This is a genomic window from Ornithinimicrobium carbonis (assembly GCF_977012275.1).
In genome coordinates this window covers 929,981-949,477 of the sequence record NZ_OZ348993.1, presented here as the reverse complement: position 1 = coordinate 949,477, position 19,497 = coordinate 929,981, and the positions used below count along the sequence as shown (strand labels likewise).

Here is a 19,497-nt window from a genome sequence, read left to right as displayed (position 1 = left end):
GTCAGCCGGCCTGGTCGAGCAGGCCCCGTCGGTGCAGGTAGCCCTCGGCCGCCCGCTTCCCGCTCGTCATCGCCCCGTCGATCGAGGCCATGTCCATGTGGTCGCCGGCCACGATGAGGCCCTCGGCCACCTCCATTGCCGCGCGCTCCTCGAACGGTGCCGGCTCGGCCGGGAGGGCGTAGGGGATGTCGTCGCGGCGCAGCAGCTGCCAGTCGGTGGTGTCCACGCCGTAGAGCTCGCCAACGTGCCGCAGCACGTCCGCGTCCGAGGCAGGGTCCTCGCCGGCCCGCCAGAGGCTGCTTGCCTGGACCAGGGCACGGCCGTCGGGCGCGTACTCAGGGGCCACGTTGCTCACCACGGACGTGACGACCACCGGCCCGTGGTTCTCCCGCTGGTCGATGACGACGGCCTTGAGGTCGGTGGGCGCGTGGGTGACGGCATACCAGTGGGTGGTGTAGCCCTTGCCGGGCTTGACGGGCCGGTCGGTGAGACGGCCCGCGGTGGTCGGGTCGGTGGCGACGACGACGAGGTCGGCGGTGATCTCCTCGCCGTCGACCGTGCGGACCCTGCCGGACGAGACCTCGGCGACCTCCTTGCCCAGCTCCACCGGGGTGGTCAGCCTCGCGGCCAGCTGCTCGGGCAGCGCCTGCATGCCTGCCGCCGGCAGTCCGGGGGTGCCGAGGGCGAAGGTGCGGACGAGCAGCTGGGTGAAGACGGTCGAGGTGCTGCCGTCGTCCTCGAGCAGGACTCCGGCGAGGAAGCCGTCGACGATCTTGCGCAGCGGGCCGATGAACCCGGCGTCGTCCATCGACTGGCGGCGGGGCACGTCGTCCTCGGCGGTGGCCAGCAGGTTGCTGGTGCTCAGGGCCGGTGCCGCCCAGCGGGCGAGCGAGGCCATGCTGGCGGGGTGCAGCTTGCCCGAGCGAAGGGTCTGCGCCAGCAGCTGCGGCTCCCGGCGCGGGTCGGCGACGACGAGCAGCTCGGCCGTGCGGGCCGAGCGGATCGCGACCCCGGCGGTCATCTTCTGCAGGTCGAGCGCCTTGAGGTCGGCCAGCTCCTTGACCATCGGGTAGGCCGGGTTGAGCACCTGGAAGCCCCGGTCGAGGCGGAACCCGTCGACGACGTCGGTGCGCACGCGGCCACCGACCCCGTCGGAGGCCTCGAGGACGCGCACGGAGACCCCGTGCTCCTGGAGGGTGAGGGCGCAGGTGAGACCGGCGAGACCGGCCCCGACGACGACTACTTCGGTCTGGGCGGGCATGTTCGCCAGGGTATGCGGCCGGCGTCGTCCTCGCCTGTCGAGATCGAGCGCCGGGTCGGGTGGCACGATGGGGGCGTGCAGGACGTCCCGACCGCCGAGGTGCCGATGGAGGTGCGCATCGAGTTCGCGCACGCTGCGCTGCAGCACCTGGCCGACCGGGAGGGTGTCGACCTGCTGCACATCAAGGGGATCGCGTTCGAGCCGCGGTGGCGCTCGCGGGCGTCGGGTGGCAGCGACGCGGACGTGCTGGTCCGGCCCAGTCAGGTGGGCCGTTTCGTCGGGGCGGTCGAGGCCGCCGGGTGGCGTCGTCGCTCGCGCTTCCGGACCGGGTCGCCCTTCGGGCACGCCCAGACCTACTGGCACGACCACCTGGGGTATGCCGACGTGCACCGGTTCTTCCCCGGCACCAGGCCGGACGAGACCGCGTTCGACGTCCTCTGGGCCCGGCGCCAGAGGCGGGAGCTGGCGGCGGTCGCGTGCCCCGTGCCGGACGAGGCCGGGCAGGCCTTGATCTTCGCGCTCAACGAGGCCCGCAACGGGGCCACGGTTCGCACCCAGCCCAGGCTCGCCGAGCTGGTCGACGACCCTCGGCTGGGCGGCGAGGTCGTGGCGCTCGTCCCGCAGGTGGGTGCAGAGGTGGGCTGGGCCGCCGCCCTGGACGAGCTGGACCGGGTCCGGGGCCACCGAGAGCACGACCTGTGGCACGCGGTATCGCGGGACGGGAGCCGGTTGGCCGAGTGGCGGGCCCGGGTCAAGGCCGAGCCCACGGTCCTGGGCAAGGTCGGCCTCGTCGTGCGGGCACCGCTGGTCAACACCGAGCATTTGGCCAACACCCGTGGGCACGAGCCCACCGCATGGGAGGTCGCGGTGGAGTTCGTCGACCGTGGTCGGCGTGCCGCCGTCGAGCTGTGGCGAGCCCGGCCGGGCGGAGCACGGTGAGTCCCGGGCGGGCCCGGTGGGTCCTGTCTGACGGATGGGGGATGGTGGACCGCCCCGAGGACGGGGAGCACGGGGGAACGCTCTACCTGGCACCCGTGCGCACCGGTGAGATCCACGTCGTGACCGGGGCGGCAGCGGTCGTCGCCCGGGCGACGCTGGTGAGCACCGATCTGCCGGAGCTCCGCGACCGGACGGCCGACGCCCTGCAGGTCACCCCGGAGGAGGTCGACGACGAGGTCCTGGTCGAGGTGCTCGACGGCCTCCAGCGTCTGGGCGCCGTCGTCGGACGGCCGGCCTAGCTCTGGTCGGCCCGCTCGTCGATCCGCCGCCGGCTGCGGGCACGGAACTCCAGCCCCTCGCTGCTCTCCGTGAGCCGGGCCCGGTCGGCCCGGGCCCGTGCCGCCGCCTCAGCGTGCGGACGGGACGCCTGCATCCGCCGGTCGCGCCGGCTCGGCCGGCGGCGCCGGTTCCGGGCACCCTCGGGGCGGGTGGGGGCGTCGTCCCCGTTGTAGTAGTTGTAGTAGGCGCTCGGCTGCGGCGGCGACTTGGTCAGCACGAACCCGGCGATGTGGGTCTCGGTCGTCTCGAGGGTGCGCAGCGCCTCGGAGAGGTGCCGCTTGCGGGTCTCGCCCGAGGCGACGACCAGCAGCATGCCGCCGGTCAGCTTCTCGATGACCATCGCGTCGGTCACCGGCAGGACGGGCGGGGTGTCGACGAGGATGAAGTCGTAGTCCTCGCTGAGCCGGTCGAAAAGGTCCTGCATCTTCGTCGACCCGAGCAGCTCGCTGGGGTTGGGCGGGGTCTCGCCGGAGGCCAGCACGTGCAGGTTCGTGCCGCCCCACCGCTGGACGACGTCCTCCAGCTCGGCGTCGCCCAGGAGCACGGTGGTCAGGCCCACGGCCCCCTCCAGGCCCATGTTGGTCGCGACCGAGGGGTGGCGCAGGTCTGCGTCGATGAGCAGCACCCTGGTGCCGGCGTCGGACATCGCCAGGGCCAGGTTGATCGCCGTCGTCGTCTTGCCCTCCCCGGGCAGCGTCGAGCTGACGACGAAGGAGTGCTTGCCCGTCGTGACGTCGACGAACATCATGTTGGTCCGCAGGCGACGGACGGCCTCGGCCTGCGGCCCGAACGGGTCGATGTCGAGGTAGAGCGCGTGGGGGTCGTCGTCCTTGCGGTAGGGCACGCTGCTGAGGACCGGGCGCTCGGACAGCGCGTCGATGTCACGCACCTCCCGGACCCGCTGGTCGAGGGCCTGGCGGGCCACGGCGAAGGCGACCCCGAGGAGGAGGCCGGCGAGCGCGCCGAGGGCGAGGTTGCGCAGCGGGTCGGGCTCGATCGGGCGGTTCGGCACCGACGCCGGGACGATCGTCTCGGCGCTGACCGACTGTCCGCTGGTGGCGAGCATGGGCGAGAAGTTGCGCGCGACCGCCGCGAGCTGCTGCGGCACGGCGGTCGCGGCATCGGCGGCGACCTGCGCGTCGTGCGCGCGGACACGGACGTCGAGCAACGGGGTGTCGCCGGAGCGCTCGGCCGAGACGTTGAGCATCGTGCCGGGCGCGACCCCGAGCTGCTCGCGCACCGGATCCAGCACGATCGGGGATGTGGCCACCTGGATGACGGTGGCCAGCTCGGCCGCCGGCATGTTGTAGACGTTGGCCGAGTCGCTCTGGTTGTTCGCCAGCAGATAGACGCGGGTGGAGGACTCGTAGATCGGACGGGTCTGCAGGGTCGCCAGGGCCGTGGCCGCGACCACCACCAGCATCGTCGCCAGCACCAACCTCCACCGCTGGCGCAGCGTGGTGAGGAAGTCACGGACGGTCACGGGGCCCTCCTCCCGTCGACGAAATCACCCGTATCCTACCCGTATGCGCGTCCTCCGCCTCTTCCACAGCGGGGTGATGACAGCCTGGAGAGCCAGGGAGCGCGAGTTGCGTCGGCTGGGGCACGACGTCCGTTTGCTCTCCGCCCGTCGGTGGGACGAGGGGGGCGCCGTCGTCACCCTCCGAGCCGACCCCCGGGAGGCGGACGGGGACGTGGTCCCGGTCGCCACGGTCTGCCAGCATCCAGCAGGGTACGGTCAGGCACATGGAGCAGGCGGGGAGCCACCGCCTGCCCGGGGAAAGGGCTGGCTCGTTGCTGTTGGGGTCGGCCACCTCGTTGGCCACGACGGGCCCGACTCGTGGGCGACGCGAGAGACCGCGCGCGGCTCGACCCGGCAGGCGCTGATCATCTGCTCGACCAGCCTCGTCGTCACCCGGGCCCGGGCCGGCAGCTGCTCGGTCTCCTCGGTGAACGACCGCCGCGGGCACAGCGCCTCGGTGCAGGCGTAGCGGCGCGTGCGCACGAGAACGTCGAGCCGCTCACCCCCGCAGGACACGTTCTTGACGTGCTGGACCGGGCGGGCCTGGACCCGCGAGGACAGCATCCCGCAGGACGGACACGCGCCCTCGCACGCGAGGGTCTCGATCACCACCGGTCGCTGCTGCTCCTCGCCGACGGCAGGGCTGGCCGAGACGACTCGGGAGCCGGACAGGTTGAACAAGATCGACGCCTGCACCGACGTCGAACGTACGCTCGCTCGTGCACGCTCGCGGTCCTCGCTCATGAGATGCCTAGACAACACCCATGCTGGCGCAGGGCCGCGAGCCCTACGCCAGGGCCCCACCACGCTCAAAGTTGAAGAGTCACGTTGACGTCGTGATCGAGGCCTTCCGCGGCACCGACCAGCGGCTCGTGGTGGTCGGCAACGGCCCGGAGCGGGAGAGCCTTCTCGCGGCGGCCCCGCCGATCGTGCGCATCGTCTCCGACGTGCCCGACGGCGAGCTGCGCTGGATCTACTCCCACGCCAAGGGCCCGCTCGCCCCGAGCCACGAGAACTTCGGGGCCCCGCTGGAGGCCAACGCCCGCGGGTTGCCGGTGGTGGCGCTACGGCGGGTGGCTACCTCGACACGGTCGACGACGGCCTGAGCGGCATTTTCTTCAGGGAGGTCACTGCCGATGCAATCCGCGAGGCGGTGGGGAAGGCGGTGTCGTGCACCTGGGACGCCGAGGTGATCCAGGCGCACGCCGCGACCTTCGACGAGCCGAGCTTCATCGACAAGATCCGCTCCGAGGTGGACGGCCTGCTCGACAGCGGCAAGCCGCTGGGGTCCGCCCGCTGACGCCGGAGGGTGCGGTCGGGTGCTTCAGCCCTTCACAGTTCGGCCTTGGGTGCAACCGGTGACGAATTGCTTAATGAAAAGTGCAATAGCAGAGTTCGTATGACAAGGAACGTTCCGACCATCTCCAACGACTCTTCTGCAATTGTAGTCAACCGGTACGTCGATCCTGTGCCGATGGTGGTCACCACTTGGCCGCCGACGAGCTCCATGCCAGCCGCGCCTGTGACGAAAACGGCACCAGCGACGATGAGACGCACTGCAGTTACCCTCGGAAGCTGTCGCAGAAATGGAATCATAGCGAAAGCAAAAATTGCAGCAGCGATGACCCCCGGTATTACCCAGGCGAAGAAGAGTGGCCCGCTATTGATGTCGAAGGCGTTTTGTAGCGGCCCAATAAGCTCCTCGTGAAGCGAAATGAGTTCGTCTAAGGACATGACGATGAGGAGAGCTGCTAGGACACTCCAACCCCAGCGGAGTCCGGCTGCGTCGGACTTCCGCCAAGCCCATGATAGGAAGCCGGCGAAGGCTAGCTGCATACCCTGGAACCATGTCGGGAAGGAGTCCTCCACGTCAGCGTCGAAGAGGCTCAGAAGTTTCCCCCGCCGCACCATCCCGTCTGTGCTTAAGAGTGCGCGTGTAGCCTCCGCGGCTAGGGCACAGGCGATGAGCAAGAGGATCGCGGTGAGGAGGAACCGGAGGACCCTCTGCCGACTGCCCAGGTGAATCGCTCGCACCGTGTCTGCACCCACTGCCCCGTGCTCCTTACGTTCGTCAACCAGAGATTACTCCGCCCCGGACGCCTAGGCCCCACCAGACGAGTGCCGCGACTTGTCCTGACTTTGGACAGGTAGTACTCGATCTGGAGATGGCGGTCCGTTGACCTGCGGTGATCGGTCGCTGAGTGGGTGGTTTCACGCACTGACGGGGTGCGTCTAGCCTCCTTGTCGTGGCGTTCATCAGGCGGGTGCGGACGAAGTCGGGAGCGACGGCCGTGCAGATCGCCGAGTACGCCGCGGGGCGTCAGCGGATCCTCAAGCACGTCGGCTCTGCGCACACCGAGGCCGAGCTGGGGGTGCTGCTGGCCCGGGCTCGGGAGCTGCTGGAGGACCCGGGCCAGGGCGTCCTGGAGCTCGGTGTGGACCCCCAGCCGATGGCCACGGGGCTGGCCCGACCAGCACGGGAGGCGTCCTTGCTGGACCCGGTGCCCGTAGCGCCGCCGGCGGTGCGCAGCAGCCCAGGGCGGGTGGTCGGCAGGGACAGCCGGGTGCTGTTCGAGGCGCTGGCCGCGGTGTACGCCCAGCTGGGGTTCGACGCCCTCGAGGACGAGGTCTTCGCCTCCTTGGTGCTGGCCCGGGTCGTGGAGCCGACCTCGCTGCTGGATGCCGCCCGGGTGCTGGCCGACCTGGGCCAGGAGGCAGCCAGCTACAAGACGATGGGCCGGGTCCTGGCCCGTGCCAAGGAGCGCGGGTACCGGGACCAGATCGCCACGGCCTGCTTTGAGCACGCGGTGGCCAGCGGGGACGTCTCGCTGGTCATGTACGACGTCACCACCTTGTACTTCGAGGCCGAGAAGGAGGACGACCTGCGCAAGGTCGGCTACTCCAAGGAACGCCGCGTCGACCCCCAGATCGTCGTCGGGCTGCTGGTCGACCGCAACGGGTTCCCGTTGGAGATCGGCTGCTTCGAGGGCAACAAGGCCGAGACCTCCACGATCGTGCCGATCATCAAGGCCTTCCAGGCCCGGCACGAGGTGGCCGACATGGTCGTCGTGGCCGACGCCGGGATGCTCTCGGCGACCAACCTGCGCCAGCTGGACGAGGCCAACCTGCGGTTCATCGTCGGCTCCCGGGTGACCAAGGCCCCGATCGACCTGGCCTCCCACTTCCGCTGGCACGGGGAGGCGTTCACCGACGGGCAGGTCATCGACACGACCACCCCACGGACCGGCCGCAACAGCGACAACGACGTCCTGGTCCGCGCCGAACCGACCTGGGACCGGACCGAGCACCCCGGCTCGTGGCGGGCGGTGTGGGCCTACTCGGCCAAGCGCGCTGCGCGTGACCACAAGACCCTCACCCTGCAGGAGAACCGGGCCAAGGCCGTCGTCGCCGGGGAGAAGGCCGCCCGCACGCCCCGGTTCGTGAAGAAGAACGGCGGGGACACCGTGCTCGACGAGGCCTCCCTGGCCAGGGCCCGCCGGCTGGTCGGGCTCAAGGGTTACGTCACCAACATCCCCGCGACCGTGATGCCTGCTGGCGAGGTCATCTCCTCCTACCACGACCTGTGGCAGGTCGAGGCCTCTTTCCGCATGTCCAAGACCGACCTCAAGGCCCGGCCGCTGTTCGCCCGGAAGCGTGACGCGATCGAGGCTCACCTGACCATCGTCTTCACCGCACTGGCCATCTCCCGCGAGATCCAGAACCGCACCGGCCTGGCCATCCGCAACGTCGTCCGCCAGCTACGCCCGCTGCGCTCGGCCACCGTCGCGATCAACGCCACCAGCCAGACCTTCCCGCCCCAGATCCCCGCCGACAAGCAGGCCATCCTCGAAGCCATCCACCACGGCCGGCTCACGCACTAACGAAATGACCAAACTCAGGCCTTACGTTCGTCAACCAGAGATTACTCCGCCCCGGACGCCTAGGCCCCACCAAACGACTGCCGCGACTTGTGACCGAGCGCTATGCGGACTCAATCCGCGAAGTAGGCTGGTCGGTATGCGCGTCCTGCGGGTCTTCCACAGCGGGGTCGTGACCGCGTGGCGGGCTCGCGAGGGGGAGCTTCGCCGACAGGGGCACGACGTCACGCTGCTGTCCGCCGCGCGCTGGAACGAGGGCGGCTCGGTCGCCACCCTCACTCCCGACCCGTCCGAGCCCGGCGGTTCGGTCAAGCCGGTGGCGACCGTCGGCACCCACCCCGCCCTCTTCGCCTACGACCCGCGGCCGCTGTGGCGGGCGCTGGGTCGGCGCTGGGACGTGATCGATCTGCACGAGGAGCCCTTCGCGGTCGCGACCCTCGAAGCGCTGGTCCTGCGTGCCCTGCGCCGCAATCCCGCTCCCTACGCACTCTACTCCGCGCAGAACATCGACAAGCGCTACCCCGTCCCCTTCCGCTGGTGGGAGCGTTGGGCGCTGCGGCACGCGCGCGCCGTTATCGTCTGCAACACCGAGGCGGGGGAGATCTGCCGACGCAAGGGCTTCCCCGGCGTGCCCGACATCGTCCCCCTGGGGGTCGACGCCGAGCGGTTCTCCCCGGCCGACCGGCAGCCCCCGGCTGCAGACGCTCCGGTGCAGGTCGGGTATGTCGGGCGTCTCGCCTCCCACAAGGGGGTCGACGTGCTTCTCGATGCCGTGGCCGCCCACCCCGGGCTGGAGCTGACCGTGGTGGGCGCCGGTCCGCAGGAGCATGAGCTGCGGCAGTTCGCCGACGAGCCCGGGCTGCGTGAGCGGGTGCGCTTCGCCGGCACCGCGACCCAGGAGGAGCTCCCTCGGTTGCTGCAGGAGATGGATGTGCTGGCGGTGCCGTCGCTGACCACGCCGGGGTGGGTCGAGCAGTTCGGCCGGGTCGTCGTCGAGGCGATGGCCGCCGGGGTGCCGGTCGTGGCGAGCGACAGCGGGGCGTTGCCGGATGTCGTCGGGGAGGCCGGACTGCTGGTGCCCGAGGGTGATTCGGTCGCACTGGGAGAGGCGCTGCTGCGCGCAGCCCGTGAGCCCGGACTGTGGCAGCGCTTGCGTCAGGCGGGTCTGGAGCTGGCCCAGGAGTGCTCATGGGAGCAGGTGGCCCAGTGCTACGACGAGGTCTACCACCGGATGACGCACTCGGCCCGCAGCGAGGTCGCGGACACGACCGAGCCTGAGGTTGTCGTGGTCGCCTACGGCTCGCCCGCGCTGCTGCGCTCCGCGCTGGAGCCCGTCCGTGACCTGACGGTCACCGTCGTCGACAACTCCTCCCTGCCAGAGATCCGCGAACTGTCGGCCGAGCTGGGCGTGCGCTACCTCGCCCCAGGGTGGAACGGCGGCTTCGCCGCAGGAGTGAACCACGCCCTTGCCCACCGCCAGACACCCGGCGCCGACGTGCTCCTGCTCAACCCCGACGCGATCGTCGACGCCGACGGCGTTCGCCAGCTCCACCGAGCCCTGCGCGCGGACCCGGATATTGCCAGCGTCGCGCCTTCCCAGGTCGACGCTGACGGGCGACCGGCCCGCGTTGCCTGGCCCTTCCCCACCCCGGTGCGGTCCTGGATCGAGGCCAAGGGCCTGGGCCGACTCAACGACCGGCACGAGGACTACGTCATCGGGTCAGTGCTGCTGCTTCGGGCCGAGGCACTGGAGCAGGTCGGCGGATTCGACGACGACTTCTTCCTCTACGCCGAAGAGACCGACTGGGCCAAGCGCGCCTCCCTCATGGGCTGGCACCACCGACTCGTGCCCGAGGTGACCGCGGTGCATGTCGGCGCTGCCACCTCGACTGACCTGCAACGTCGGGAAGTTCACTTCCACGCCGGGCAGGAGCGGTACTTCCGAAAGCACTTCGGTGCCGCAGGCTGGCACTACGCGAGGGTGGGTCAGTTGATCGGGGCGGTGGCCCGTTCGGTGGTGCTGCGAGGAGTTCGTGGACAGCGCGCCCGATGGCGGGCAGAGTTGCTGATCCGCGGCCCGCGCACTGCCGAGTCCGCCCGTTTCTTGCGACCTCGAAACACCGACGCTGTGGAAGTGGCGGCATGACCCCGGAACGTTGGGATCGGTTCCGGGGGCCAGCACTGGTGCTGCTCGCCGGTGCAGCGACCGCGCTCGCTGTCCTGGTGGGGTACGCCATTCCGGACATGCCCCTCCTCGTCGTCGGCGGAGTGGTGCTCCTGCTCGTCGCAGTCGTGGCGCTCACCCAGCCCGTTCTGCTGCCCCTTCTGGCCATGCCCCTCATCGTGGTCGTTCTCCGCTTCGGTGCGGGACCTGTGGACATGACCATCGCCGACTGGATTTTGGCACTCGCCTTCTGGCCTGCGGTCTTCTTCGCGCCTCGTCCCTTCAGTCCTGAGCTGCGCAAGCTCCTCTGGCTCAACGCGATCTACCAGGCCGCCACTCTCTTCACAGTGATCGCCAACCCCTTCGTCGCCAATGGCGTGGAGTGGTTCCACGCGTGGCTGCTCGTCTCTGGCGCGCTAGTCGTCGGGTGGGCTGTGGGAGCGACGGGGCAGGCTCGTCTGGGAGTATCGCTCTTCCTTCTGGCGTGCGTGGCCCTCGCCCTTCCGACCATCGCCGAAGGGCTGCTGCGATACGCGCAAGGCAACTTCAGCGAGGTGTATCCAAGCTGGCCTTGGAGCATGCACAAGAACTTCATGGGCAACCTGATGGGGATCGCCGCGCTGATCCTCTACGCCCGCCCGACCTGGCTGGGGTGGACGAAGCGCTGGGCCGTGCCCGCTCTGGTCGTCGTGGTCACCGCGCTGGCCGTCACGCAGTCTCGTCAGGCACTCGTCGGATTGGCCGTCGGACTACTCGTGGTGTCTTTTCGTCGGCACTCTGAACGGCGCCGTGGCGTCGTCGCCCTCATCGTGGTGGCGCCGATCCTTTATCTGGTGCTCACCATGGCACGAGACCAGATCGCCTCGGGGAACGAGCACAACTCTTGGTTCCAGCGACTGGAGTGGTATGCCGAGTCCGTCCGCATCTGGCTCGAGGCACCATGGTTCGGGCATGGGCTGCGTTACTGGACTCAGGCGGACGCTCCTGGGTTCTTCCAGCCACCTAACGCCTTTCTTGAGGTGCTGGCCTCAGCCGGTCTGGTCGGTCTGTTTGGCTTCCTGGTGCTCTGGGTCGGTGCAATCACTGTCCTGTATAGAGCCGACCCCGCGTTTGGCACGTTGGCCCTGGCCCTCGGACTCTCGGGGCAGGCACAGGGGCAGTGGATCATTGGGTGTCCTTCTTCCGTCTCTGCGCCCTTTCTTGCTCTTCGGTGTGCTGCTGGGGTCTTCGCCGCTCCACAAAGCCAGGAGCCTATGCCCGAGGCCACTAGAGGAGCCTTTGGGACACACGGTGATAGTCGGTCCTTGCACTGCTGACCTAGCCTCGGCGGTGTATCGTACTTACACTTCCCGCTTCCTCGCCCATCAGCCAAGCTCGATCCTGGTACACCCATTACTATTAGCAGTGCGCGCACGTTTCTGGACCAATGGGTTGATTTCTCCTGTGGGGTGTCACATCCCTCCTCTCCCCCTTCCACACCTCCCCCTCTTCCCATTTACCCCACACTCCCACCCCCTCCTCTCCCTACCCAAGCGTCCAATAGCGTTATTGCATCCACTCTTATAACCCCTTCTCCCCACCCTTTCTTCCTCAATCCCCCCTTTCCCCTTCAACTATCTCCCCCCCCTACTATTCACCACTTACCCCATCCCCACACATTTCCATCATTCTCTTCTCCTCCTTCTCCATCCTCCCCCTCTTTCCCACCCTCCCCTTTCCTCCTATTAAATCCCCCCCTCCCAAACTCCTTCTCTCTTTCACATTCCAATCATTTACCTTTTATTACCTACCCCTCATCATTTTAACCCCTTTATTCCTCCTCACTAACACCTCATCATCATACTCCCTTCTCTCATTCTCCCCCTTTCTTTTTCCCCCTTTTTCATTATCCACCCCCCCCATAATAACCCTTTTACTCTATTATATTCCCCCCCTGCCTTCTCATACTCCACCCTATTAAAATACCCCTATCCCTCTTCACCTCCTTCTCCTCTTCCTCTTCCCCACTCCCATCTTTCAAATTCCCTCTTATACTTACCTTAATTATCCCACCTCTTATTATATATTTCCTTTCCTCTAATCCTTCCCTCCAATCCCTCTCCTCTCTCCTCCATTTTCAATCTCCCTTCTCCCCCAACCACCTTCAAAAACTATATCCCCTAACTCCATTACAATTATACTTCCCCATATACATTCCCCATCCCTCCACTCTTTCCATTTTCCCATCTTCCTTTTACTCCTCCTCCCATTTCCTTTAATGAATTCCCCTATTCTCCCTTCTCCCCTCTCCCCCTTCTTTCCCTCTCCCCATTCCTTCACCCCCTAACCCTTTTTTAATTTCTTATCCTCTTCTTTTTCTCATTTTATTCATATCTCTTTTCCTATTCATCCTTTCCCTTACATTTTTTCCCTCCCCTTTCTCTCCTCTTCTTCCCAACCTTCCCTTCTTTTCTTTTCTTCTCTTTACACCCTTCTACATTTCATTTCCTCCATTAATATCACACCATTCTCCATTTTTCTTATATTCTTCGCCCTCAATACAACACCCCCCAACAAAAACAACCCCCCTCCCCCCCCCCCCCCCCCCCACCCCCCCCCCCCCCACCCCCCCCCCATTCCTCCCCACCCCCCCCCCCCCACCACCCCCCCCCCCCCCCCACCCCCCCCCCCCCCCCCCCCCCCCCCCCCCCCCCCCCCCAACTGGCCGGGCTGCTCCGGGAGGGACAGGTCCGGCGTGCCCTCTTCGTCGAGCCCCCGGTCGACGTCCTGCATGATCTGCGGAGCCGGAGACGACCCACGTCCACGGGGATGCGCAGCGTCGATCTCGAGGGCGCCGAGGGCAGGCTGTGGGCACTCCGACCTCAGAAGACGCTCCCTCGCCGGGTCGATCCTGCGGGGGACCGCCGGCGTGCCCGCACCGTGGTGCGGACCGCGCAGCGCCTCGACCTGAGGGACCCCGTGCTCTGGGTGAACGACCCCGGTGGCTGGGAGGTGCTGGCGGCGTCCGGTTGGCCCGCCCTCTACGACATCACCGACGACTGGCTGGTCGCGGACCGCCCCGAGCCCGAGTTGGCCCGTCTCCGGCGGCAGGAGACCTCACTCTTCGCCGACTGCCGAGAGGTCGTGGTCTGCTCCGAGGGTTTGGTGCGGACGAAGTCCCAGCATCGGGACGTGGTGCTGATCCCCAACGCCGTCGACGTCGAGCCCTACCGATCACGGCAGCCTCGACCGGCAGACGTGGGTGAGGGGCCTGTCGCGCTCTATCTCGGCACGGCACACCGTGACCGCGTCGATGTAGGCCTGCTCGTCAGGACAGCTCTCCACCTGGGTCGGGCCGTCGATGGCACTGTGGTGCTCGTCGGCCCTGCCCCTCTTCCGCGTGACGACCTCGCGCGCCTGCAGGCCGCCGGTGTGCGCGTCCTCGGCCATCGCCCCAGCAGCACGGTGCCGGCATACCTGCAGCACGCCGACGTCCTCATCGTGCCGCACGTCCTGACCGACTTCACCGCGTCCCTCGACCCCATCAAGGCGTACGAGTACCGGGCGGCGCGACGCCCGGTGGTGTCCACGCGGGTGCCAGGGTTCGAGGACAGCACCGACCCTCTCGTCACCACCGTCGAAACCGACAACTTTCCGGAGGCCGTCGCTGCGGCCATGGTGCGACCGGCACCCTGGTCGCCCGAGATCCCCCAGGACATACCGACCTGGTCACAGAGGGTCGTGGAGATGGCGGACGTCATAGCGCGAGTGCGGGCGGGGCACCCGTGAACGGGCAGCAGCACGTCACCTTCGTCTCCCACACGAACAAGCCGGGCGGCGGCGAGCTCGCCCTGCGGCGATACCTGGAGGCGACGACCCTTCCGGTGCGGCTGGTGACGCTGGAGGGTCAGGGTGTCTGGGCAGGGCTCAGTGCCGACGTGGTGGAGGTCAGCGGTCTCCGCGGTCTGGCCAGAGCCATCCGGGGTGAGAAGCTGGTTGTCGCCAACTCCATGCGTGCGGCATTCCTCTGCGCAACCGTGCTCCCGCGCGGGACTCGGCTAGTGTACTGGGTGCGAGATGGCCTTGCGGACGGTGCGATGTCGGAGTTAGCCCGCACGCTCACAAAACATGTAACGCGGCAGAAGATCACTCACTACCTAGCCAATTCACACTATACCTCCGCTTCGATTCGGCAAGCGTTAGGAGTGAACGAGAACGCGATCACCGTGGTACACAGCATGTCCGGAATAACTGTGCATGACCCACCTCGTCCACGCACGCCTCCCGAAGCACCAATTCGCCTATTGTATTTGGGGCGGATCGCTCCTTGGAAAGCTCCTGACGTAGCTATTCATGCACTCGGCGAACTTCACGGGATGGGGATCGACGCCTTGCTCACTATAGCCGGCGGCGCTCTCTTTGGGGAGCGTCGGTATCTGCGCCATCTACAGACCTTGGCCAAGAATAGCCCGGGCGTGAGTCTGCTTGGACATGTGCCTGACGTGACAGACCTGCTGAATAATCACGATATTTTGATACATAGCTCCATCCTTCCCGAGCCGTTTGGTCAGGTCGTTATACAGGGCTTAGCTGCTGGGTTACCGGTCGTCGCTACAAACCTAGGCGGGCCGAAAGAGATTCTGGCGTCATCCTACAGACTTCTTTACAGACCTGGCGATCCTCTGGACTTGGCAGAATGCGTAAGAACTGCACTGGCGGACTATTCCGAAGTCAGTACGTGGTCGCTGAATCGTGCGCGTGCTTACGCTGACGAGGTGATGTTGAAAAGGACGGATGAGGTCCTCCAGGCATTGAGCCAATAACCTGAAATGGGCCGGTCGGTGGTGGCGACAATGCAATCCGCCCAATTAGGAACACCCAAGAACGAAAGCATGCAGAGCCTCCTACGTCTCACATCCGTCGTTTATTGGAACGGCGGCCTGGCCGTCGCCGCCCTCGTGGCCTGGCCTTGCAGGTCCTTGGCGATCGCCGAGAAAGCTCGGGAGTTCGCGCGGACGAGTTCATCCTCGATCCGCCGAGCGCGGTCGTCGCCGTAGAGTGCGTCCCAAACGTCCTCGTAGGATTGAACGGTCCTCCTTACTGTCGCGGCCAATTCTCCGAGGGCACTTGTCAGTACGACATCTCCATACACGAGCTCATGCTGCAGAGGGAACTCCTCCGACACAACGACAACCTCACGCAAGATGGCTGGCAATACCCGTAGTTCTTCGAGAGAATGGTGATGAGGTGTCTGGTGCACATTTAAGAGAACGGCGATCTGATCAAAATGCTCTTCATAGTCTGCCCAGACGTTGCTAATGTTTATCACGTCAATGCCCATGGCCCGCAACTGCTCCTTGACCATCCCTCGCCGGCCGCTATCAGGACTCCCGTGCATCGTAGCTACCACTACGTGCGACCGCTTGCCCAATGCGCCGCGAGCAGTGGTGAGAAGTGGAGCAACGTAATGCGCGCGACCTGCATAGGACGCTGCGAGAGAGGACCTCAAGATATTCTGGATATTGGGTGCAGAGTAATCAATGACGCTACTGGCGCGCGCGTAGGAAGCGTCGCCTCCAACGAGGCGCGCTAGATACTTTTCATGCCCGCCAGGGGCGTCCACACTGCCTTCCACGGCTCCTTCTGCGTCTCTCCCTCCCGGCAACACTAAAGTGTGCTCCAGCTGTAGCAACACGACCGGTGCTTGTCTGGGTGGCGCGCTTAGATGCTCCAGTAACACAAGCCATGGCCTTCCGCCCCCGAGACTCGTTTGGTGCTGCGACAAGGCGTCTAGAATTCCGCGCTGGCAATACCTGTAGTAGGCCTCGACAAAAGCGGGGGGACTGGCTAGGACCATCAAGCTGGCCCCCGCCCGGCGTGTCTGGCGAAAACCAAGGCGGGGGCAGGCAGCGCCGAGCCTACTGACGAGCCCGCGCAGGAGCGAGCGCAGCGACGGCTTCACCCGTCACAGGTTACAGTGCGGCGGATCCGACATCGCTGGTAGCGAGTGGCGGCCGCAGAAGCGAGACGGAGTTGAGCTGACACCAACTATCCCACGCAAGTCGTGCCGAGGACGCCAGTGGCGGTCGAACGGAGCGAGCATGCGGGGTAGACGTACCCCAAGGCGTCGGTCACGGGCTTCACTGAAGCGTCAGCCGAGCCCTTGCAACGAAGGGGCGGCAGGGCCTGCGTGATGTCCGCAGCACAACGTGGCGCCGCCGCCGTGTTCGCGTGGATGCACGTCGCTATCGGCAGTTTGGATCCGGGCCGCTGGGGGTGATAGGCGGGTAGATCCCACGCCACCACGCCCGGGAACTTCAGCTTTCGACACCCGCTGAAGCGGTACGCAGTGCCTGAAGGGACTAGCTAGGGTGTGCTGGGCGGGAGTTGTGCCGTACAGAGAACCTAAGGACTCCTCCCCGGCTCGAAAGAACATGCCTGCAAGGAGGTTTGGCTGTGTTTCAACTTCACAACCCGGGTTCCGGGTCGAGTAATCGAAAGTTCTCCGTCGTCATCCCCACGTTACAGCGGTCTCCGCAACTTAGGCCGTTGGTCGAGAAGTACTGCGGGAGCAATCTCGTTGGAGACGTGATCATTATCAATAATGCGCCACAAAGCCTGGTGTTCCAGTCGCCCAAGGTGCGAGTGCTGCAGCAAGACGACAACATCTATGTGAACCCGGCCTGGAATCTCGGCGTTGAGTCAGCCCACCACGATCTTCTCCTGCTTAGTAATGACGATATCGATTTCTCCGAAGGTATGCTCGAGTGGGCTCACCACGTCCTAACGTTGCCATTCGTCGGTATCGTCGGGCCCGCAGAAAAGGCTTTGAATAGCGGCCGCACGGGCATGCTCTGGTTCACCCCTGCGCGCGTGCGCACGACTGGGTACGGCGTGTGGATGGCCATGCGTAAGGCATCGTATGTTCACGTTCCAGACGACTTGTTAATCTGGGGAGGGGACGACTGGTTGTTCTATCGCCAAGACTGGCGCCTCAATCTTCACCTGCATGGCGGTAGAATCACAACGAAAATGTCCGAGACGGTGAACTCAGAGGAACGTTTCATGGGCCTGGCTGCCGAAGACCACCGTCGGTACTTGGAAAATCACAGCCAGATTGAAAGAAACTATCGGCGATACCATCCCATCTACTGGCTTCTCAATCGGACGACAAAGATCCATAGACCCTCTGGGTGACCGATATGTGAATAGTACTAGCTTAAGCGCGGGGTGTGCAGCACCCGTAGGCCAGACCAACGCGGAACCCTAGAATCGAGTCGACTCGCCCGAGTGTGGGTATAGTCTTCCCTCGATGATGACCGCAGCAAGCCCTCTGAGCCCACGAGACCTCCAGCAACGGGCGGTGTCGGGGGCGGCTTGGACTCTGCTGCATACCCTTGTCTCCCTTCCTTTGGCATTCGCAGTTAACGTCGCTCTGGCGCGGGTCCTCGGTGTCGCTGATTACGGGCGATTGGCTCTCTTGACTGCCGTCATAGCTATCGCATCAAGTATTGTTTCCTCGGGGGTTGGGTCCGCGCTAACCCAATTCGGTGCCAAGGCGCACGCAGCGGGACGACGCCGAGAAGTGCAGGATCTTCTGGCGAGAAACCAGGGTTTCCGTCTAATGATAGTCGCACCGTTCTTGACCGCCACGGTAATCCTGTTTGTCGACCTGCCGCTGACCCTTATGGTGGTAGCCCTGTTTTTCGGTGTTTGGCTTCCCGCGTTTTCAGCTGGGGGTCCCGCTGGTTTGACGCTAGAGAATAGAACTGCTGCGGGGGCGCGCTTGGCGATGTTGACGGCCCTGCTCATGCAACTTTCCGCTATTCTGGTCCTGGTTGTTGCCCCTAGCGCAGAGAGGGTATGGGCGGCACGTACCGTCGTCGGGGGTGTGCTCGCCTTTGTTGCTTTATGGCTGATAAGTAGGGACTACCGGAAGGCGGCGATCTCACCGCGGTGGCCCTTTGCCCTGCCCCGTCGATTCTGGTCGTTTGCACTACCCGCCTCAGCGTCGGGGATAATCGCTGCCCTTGCAGCCTCTCGATCCGAAACCGTTCTGCTGGAGATCCTGTCCGACTCTACTCAGCTTGGCCTATACGCACTGGCGTTCGGCTTGGCGGGACATCTCTTCGCACCCGCGCAGGCACTCTTGAACCCCTTGATCCCAGCCGTGTCTGGCTTGCGGGAAGTGGAGCCGGTTGCCGTCGGTCCGGCTTTTGGTCGCACACTGCGTACGACGAGCACCATTGGGGGACTTGTTCTCGCCGGGGGGGCGCCCGTGTTAGCTCTTCTCGTCCCGGCCATCTACGGTGAGGCTTATGCGGGCGCCCGCGCCTTGGTTCTTGCGCTAGCGGTAGTGGCCGGAATAAATTTGCTGACTGCTCCAATGGAGGCCTTCACCTCTGCGCGATTGCGGGGCAAGAGTTTGCTGGCAATGAATGCGTCCACACTACTTTTCGGGGTGGCCATCGGCATACTCCTGATCCCGTCGTTCGGCGCCTGGGGTGCGGTTTGGGCAAAATTGGCCATCACAGTGGGGCGTCTTGTGTTCTTCGTGATTTTCGAGCGAATGAGTTTCGGGGTTGGCTTTGTCCAGTTAATCCTGGCCGCGACGCCGGTTCTTCTTTCATCCGTTGCGGGGATCGCGGGGTACGCGCTAGCGCGTACCCTCATGATGGCATGGAACGTGGAGTCACTACTGGGCGTCTTGGGACTTGCGGCCGGGGTGGGGGCTATCGCGTCCGCGTTGTTCGTGGCAAGTCTATGGGTGTTCCGCAGCGGCCTGACGTCCGGTGATGCTCAAGTCATCTCGAGGCAAGGGGGCAGCCGTCTGGGACGGCCTCTTGCCATGTCGCTTCGCTTGGTCTCGCACGCTCAGGACCTACGCGAGGCCGGTCCTCAGCGATCTAGGTAAGGGTCGTCGAGGACCGCGGGTGAGGATTAAAGCGGGGATCCGATGGCGCTAGCCGGCATGTGGCCTGAAGAAGCCGGCGCTGGATGCGACTCTTGGTCCTGACCGTGAGGGGCCAGCTCTGGGGGTAGTTGTCCCCCTCGCTAGCCCGGTGCTCGACACGAGCATGTAGATATGTTGCCCGCATCTGCCTGTTACGCCTCATCCACGAGTCGACGCGTTGTTCAAAGACTGGGGTCACGGGCGCGAGCGGATACCGGTAGGAGGCGGGGACGCTGGGCTTGGTCCAATTCTGTCCAATGAATGTCTCGCGATGGCAAAGAAAGGCCAAGTCACTGAAGCCGTATCCGATCGCGAAATCGGACGTCACTCTGGTGGCCTCTTGTTGAGGGAGCTCAGGGTGCCAAGCAGGACTGGCTACCGCCACAGCGGGGTCGTGCTGCAGCAAGTGGAGCGCGGGCGTGATCCAGTTGCCCCCGGCAACTTGAACCAGATCGGCGTCCC

17 protein-coding genes are annotated in these 19,497 nt (G+C 65.6%); 11 read left to right on the top strand and 6 right to left on the bottom strand.

Features of this window, described 5'->3' with window-relative positions; translation table 11 throughout:
- Position 1: 1 nt before the first annotated feature.
- On the bottom strand, positions 2–1,261 hold the full coding sequence (locus ACWHYA_RS04380; protein WP_425942916.1) for an NAD(P)/FAD-dependent oxidoreductase: 1,260 nt from the start codon (positions 1,259–1,261) through the stop codon (positions 2–4).
- 75 nt (positions 1,262–1,336) lie between these two features.
- Between ACWHYA_RS04380 and ACWHYA_RS04375 the strand changes: the two genes are divergently transcribed.
- Both ACWHYA_RS04375 and ACWHYA_RS04370 read left to right on the top strand, forming a co-directional pair.
- Positions 1,337–2,200, top strand: a complete 864-nt coding sequence (locus ACWHYA_RS04375; protein WP_425942917.1) for a nucleotidyltransferase family protein — start codon at positions 1,337–1,339, stop codon at positions 2,198–2,200.
- 41 nt (positions 2,201–2,241) lie between these two features.
- Complete coding sequence (locus tag ACWHYA_RS04370; RefSeq protein ID WP_425942918.1) at positions 2,242–2,499, top strand: hypothetical protein; 258 nt, start codon at positions 2,242–2,244, stop codon at positions 2,497–2,499.
- On the opposite strand, the gene ACWHYA_RS04365 is transcribed toward ACWHYA_RS04370, so the two are convergent.
- Positions 2,496–4,022: a polysaccharide biosynthesis tyrosine autokinase gene (locus ACWHYA_RS04365; RefSeq protein ID WP_425942919.1), complete on the bottom strand. Its 1,527-nt coding sequence runs from the start codon at positions 4,020–4,022 to the stop codon at positions 2,496–2,498. The two genes, ACWHYA_RS04370 and ACWHYA_RS04365, sit on opposite strands and share 4 nt — an antisense overlap.
- Before the next feature lie 255 nt (positions 4,023–4,277).
- Positions 4,278–4,757: a hypothetical protein gene (locus ACWHYA_RS04360; protein ID WP_425942920.1), complete on the bottom strand. Its 480-nt coding sequence runs from the start codon at positions 4,755–4,757 to the stop codon at positions 4,278–4,280.
- A 68-nt stretch (positions 4,758–4,825) separates the two neighbouring features.
- Between ACWHYA_RS04360 and ACWHYA_RS04355 the strand changes: the two genes are divergently transcribed.
- The gene (locus tag ACWHYA_RS04355; protein WP_425942921.1) at positions 4,826–5,167 is read left to right on the top strand and encodes a glycosyltransferase; all 342 of its coding nucleotides are present in this window, start codon (positions 4,826–4,828) and stop codon (positions 5,165–5,167) included.
- 59 nt (positions 5,168–5,226) lie between these two features.
- Entirely contained in the window at positions 5,227–5,361 is a 135-nt protein-coding gene (locus ACWHYA_RS04350; RefSeq protein ID WP_425942922.1) for a hypothetical protein, read from the top strand.
- Between the two features lie 32 nt (positions 5,362–5,393).
- On the opposite strand, the gene ACWHYA_RS04345 is transcribed toward ACWHYA_RS04350, so the two are convergent.
- Entirely contained in the window at positions 5,394–6,110 is a 717-nt protein-coding gene (locus ACWHYA_RS04345) for a hypothetical protein (RefSeq protein ID WP_425942923.1), read from the bottom strand.
- Between the two features lie 197 nt (positions 6,111–6,307).
- Between ACWHYA_RS04345 and ACWHYA_RS04340 the strand changes: the two genes are divergently transcribed.
- The 3 genes from ACWHYA_RS04340 (at position 6,308) to ACWHYA_RS04330 (ending at position 11,419) form a co-directional block, all read left to right on the top strand.
- Entirely contained in the window at positions 6,308–7,942 is a 1,635-nt protein-coding gene (locus tag ACWHYA_RS04340) for an IS1634 family transposase (RefSeq protein ID WP_425942924.1), read from the top strand.
- Between the two features lie 136 nt (positions 7,943–8,078).
- A complete protein-coding gene (locus ACWHYA_RS04335) occupies positions 8,079–10,085 on the top strand; it encodes a glycosyltransferase (protein WP_425942925.1) in 2,007 nt (668 codons plus the stop codon).
- Complete coding sequence (locus ACWHYA_RS04330) at positions 10,082–11,419, top strand: O-antigen ligase family protein (RefSeq protein WP_448095540.1); 1,338 nt, start codon at positions 10,082–10,084, stop codon at positions 11,417–11,419. The genes ACWHYA_RS04335 and ACWHYA_RS04330 overlap by 4 nt, the downstream gene beginning before the upstream one ends.
- A gap of 760 nt (positions 11,420–12,179) precedes the next feature.
- Here ACWHYA_RS04330 and ACWHYA_RS04325 read toward each other — a convergent pair.
- Positions 12,180–12,422 (bottom strand): hypothetical protein, encoded by a 243-nt coding sequence (locus tag ACWHYA_RS04325; protein WP_448095539.1) that lies wholly within the window; start codon positions 12,420–12,422, stop codon positions 12,180–12,182.
- Between the two features lie 489 nt (positions 12,423–12,911).
- Between ACWHYA_RS04325 and ACWHYA_RS04320 the strand changes: the two genes are divergently transcribed.
- Positions 12,912–13,871, top strand: coding sequence for a glycosyltransferase (locus ACWHYA_RS04320; protein WP_448095538.1), 960 nt, complete (start codon positions 12,912–12,914; stop codon positions 13,869–13,871).
- Complete coding sequence (locus ACWHYA_RS04315) at positions 13,868–14,905, top strand: glycosyltransferase (RefSeq protein ID WP_425942928.1); 1,038 nt, start codon at positions 13,868–13,870, stop codon at positions 14,903–14,905. Before ACWHYA_RS04320 ends, ACWHYA_RS04315 begins: the two co-directional genes overlap by 4 nt.
- Positions 14,906–15,006: 101 nt before the next feature.
- On the opposite strand, the gene ACWHYA_RS04310 is transcribed toward ACWHYA_RS04315, so the two are convergent.
- Positions 15,007–15,447, bottom strand: a complete 441-nt coding sequence (locus ACWHYA_RS04310; protein ID WP_425942929.1) for a hypothetical protein — start codon at positions 15,445–15,447, stop codon at positions 15,007–15,009.
- A 1,184-nt stretch (positions 15,448–16,631) separates the two neighbouring features.
- On the opposite strand from ACWHYA_RS04310, the gene ACWHYA_RS04305 reads away from it, so the two are divergent.
- Together ACWHYA_RS04305 and ACWHYA_RS04300 are read left to right on the top strand one after the other, a co-directional pair.
- The gene (locus tag ACWHYA_RS04305) at positions 16,632–17,279 is read left to right on the top strand and encodes a glycosyltransferase family 2 protein (RefSeq protein WP_448095537.1); all 648 of its coding nucleotides are present in this window, start codon (positions 16,632–16,634) and stop codon (positions 17,277–17,279) included.
- Between the two features lie 115 nt (positions 17,280–17,394).
- Positions 17,395–18,996, top strand: a complete 1,602-nt coding sequence (locus ACWHYA_RS04300; RefSeq protein ID WP_448095536.1) for an oligosaccharide flippase family protein — start codon at positions 17,395–17,397, stop codon at positions 18,994–18,996.
- The last annotated feature ends 501 nt before the right edge of the window (positions 18,997–19,497 follow it).

Coding starts and splice junctions, on each gene's coding strand:
- ACWHYA_RS04380 (WP_425942916.1), bottom strand. CDS start 1,261: ATGCCCGCCCAGACCGAAGTAGTCGTCGTCGGGGCCGGTCTCGCCGGT.
- ACWHYA_RS04355 (WP_425942921.1), top strand. CDS start 4,826: ATGCTGGCGCAGGGCCGCGAGCCCTACGCCAGGGCCCCACCACGCTCA.
- ACWHYA_RS04320 (WP_448095538.1), top strand. CDS start 12,912: ATGCGCAGCGTCGATCTCGAGGGCGCCGAGGGCAGGCTGTGGGCACTC.
- ACWHYA_RS04300 (WP_448095536.1), top strand. CDS start 17,395: ATGATGACCGCAGCAAGCCCTCTGAGCCCACGAGACCTCCAGCAACGG.
- ACWHYA_RS04370 (WP_425942918.1), top strand. CDS start 2,242: ATGGTGGACCGCCCCGAGGACGGGGAGCACGGGGGAACGCTCTACCTG.
- ACWHYA_RS04335 (WP_425942925.1), top strand. CDS start 8,079: ATGCGCGTCCTGCGGGTCTTCCACAGCGGGGTCGTGACCGCGTGGCGG.
- ACWHYA_RS04330 (WP_448095540.1), top strand. CDS start 10,082: ATGACCCCGGAACGTTGGGATCGGTTCCGGGGGCCAGCACTGGTGCTG.
- ACWHYA_RS04310 (WP_425942929.1), bottom strand. CDS start 15,447: ATGGTCAAGGAGCAGTTGCGGGCCATGGGCATTGACGTGATAAACATT.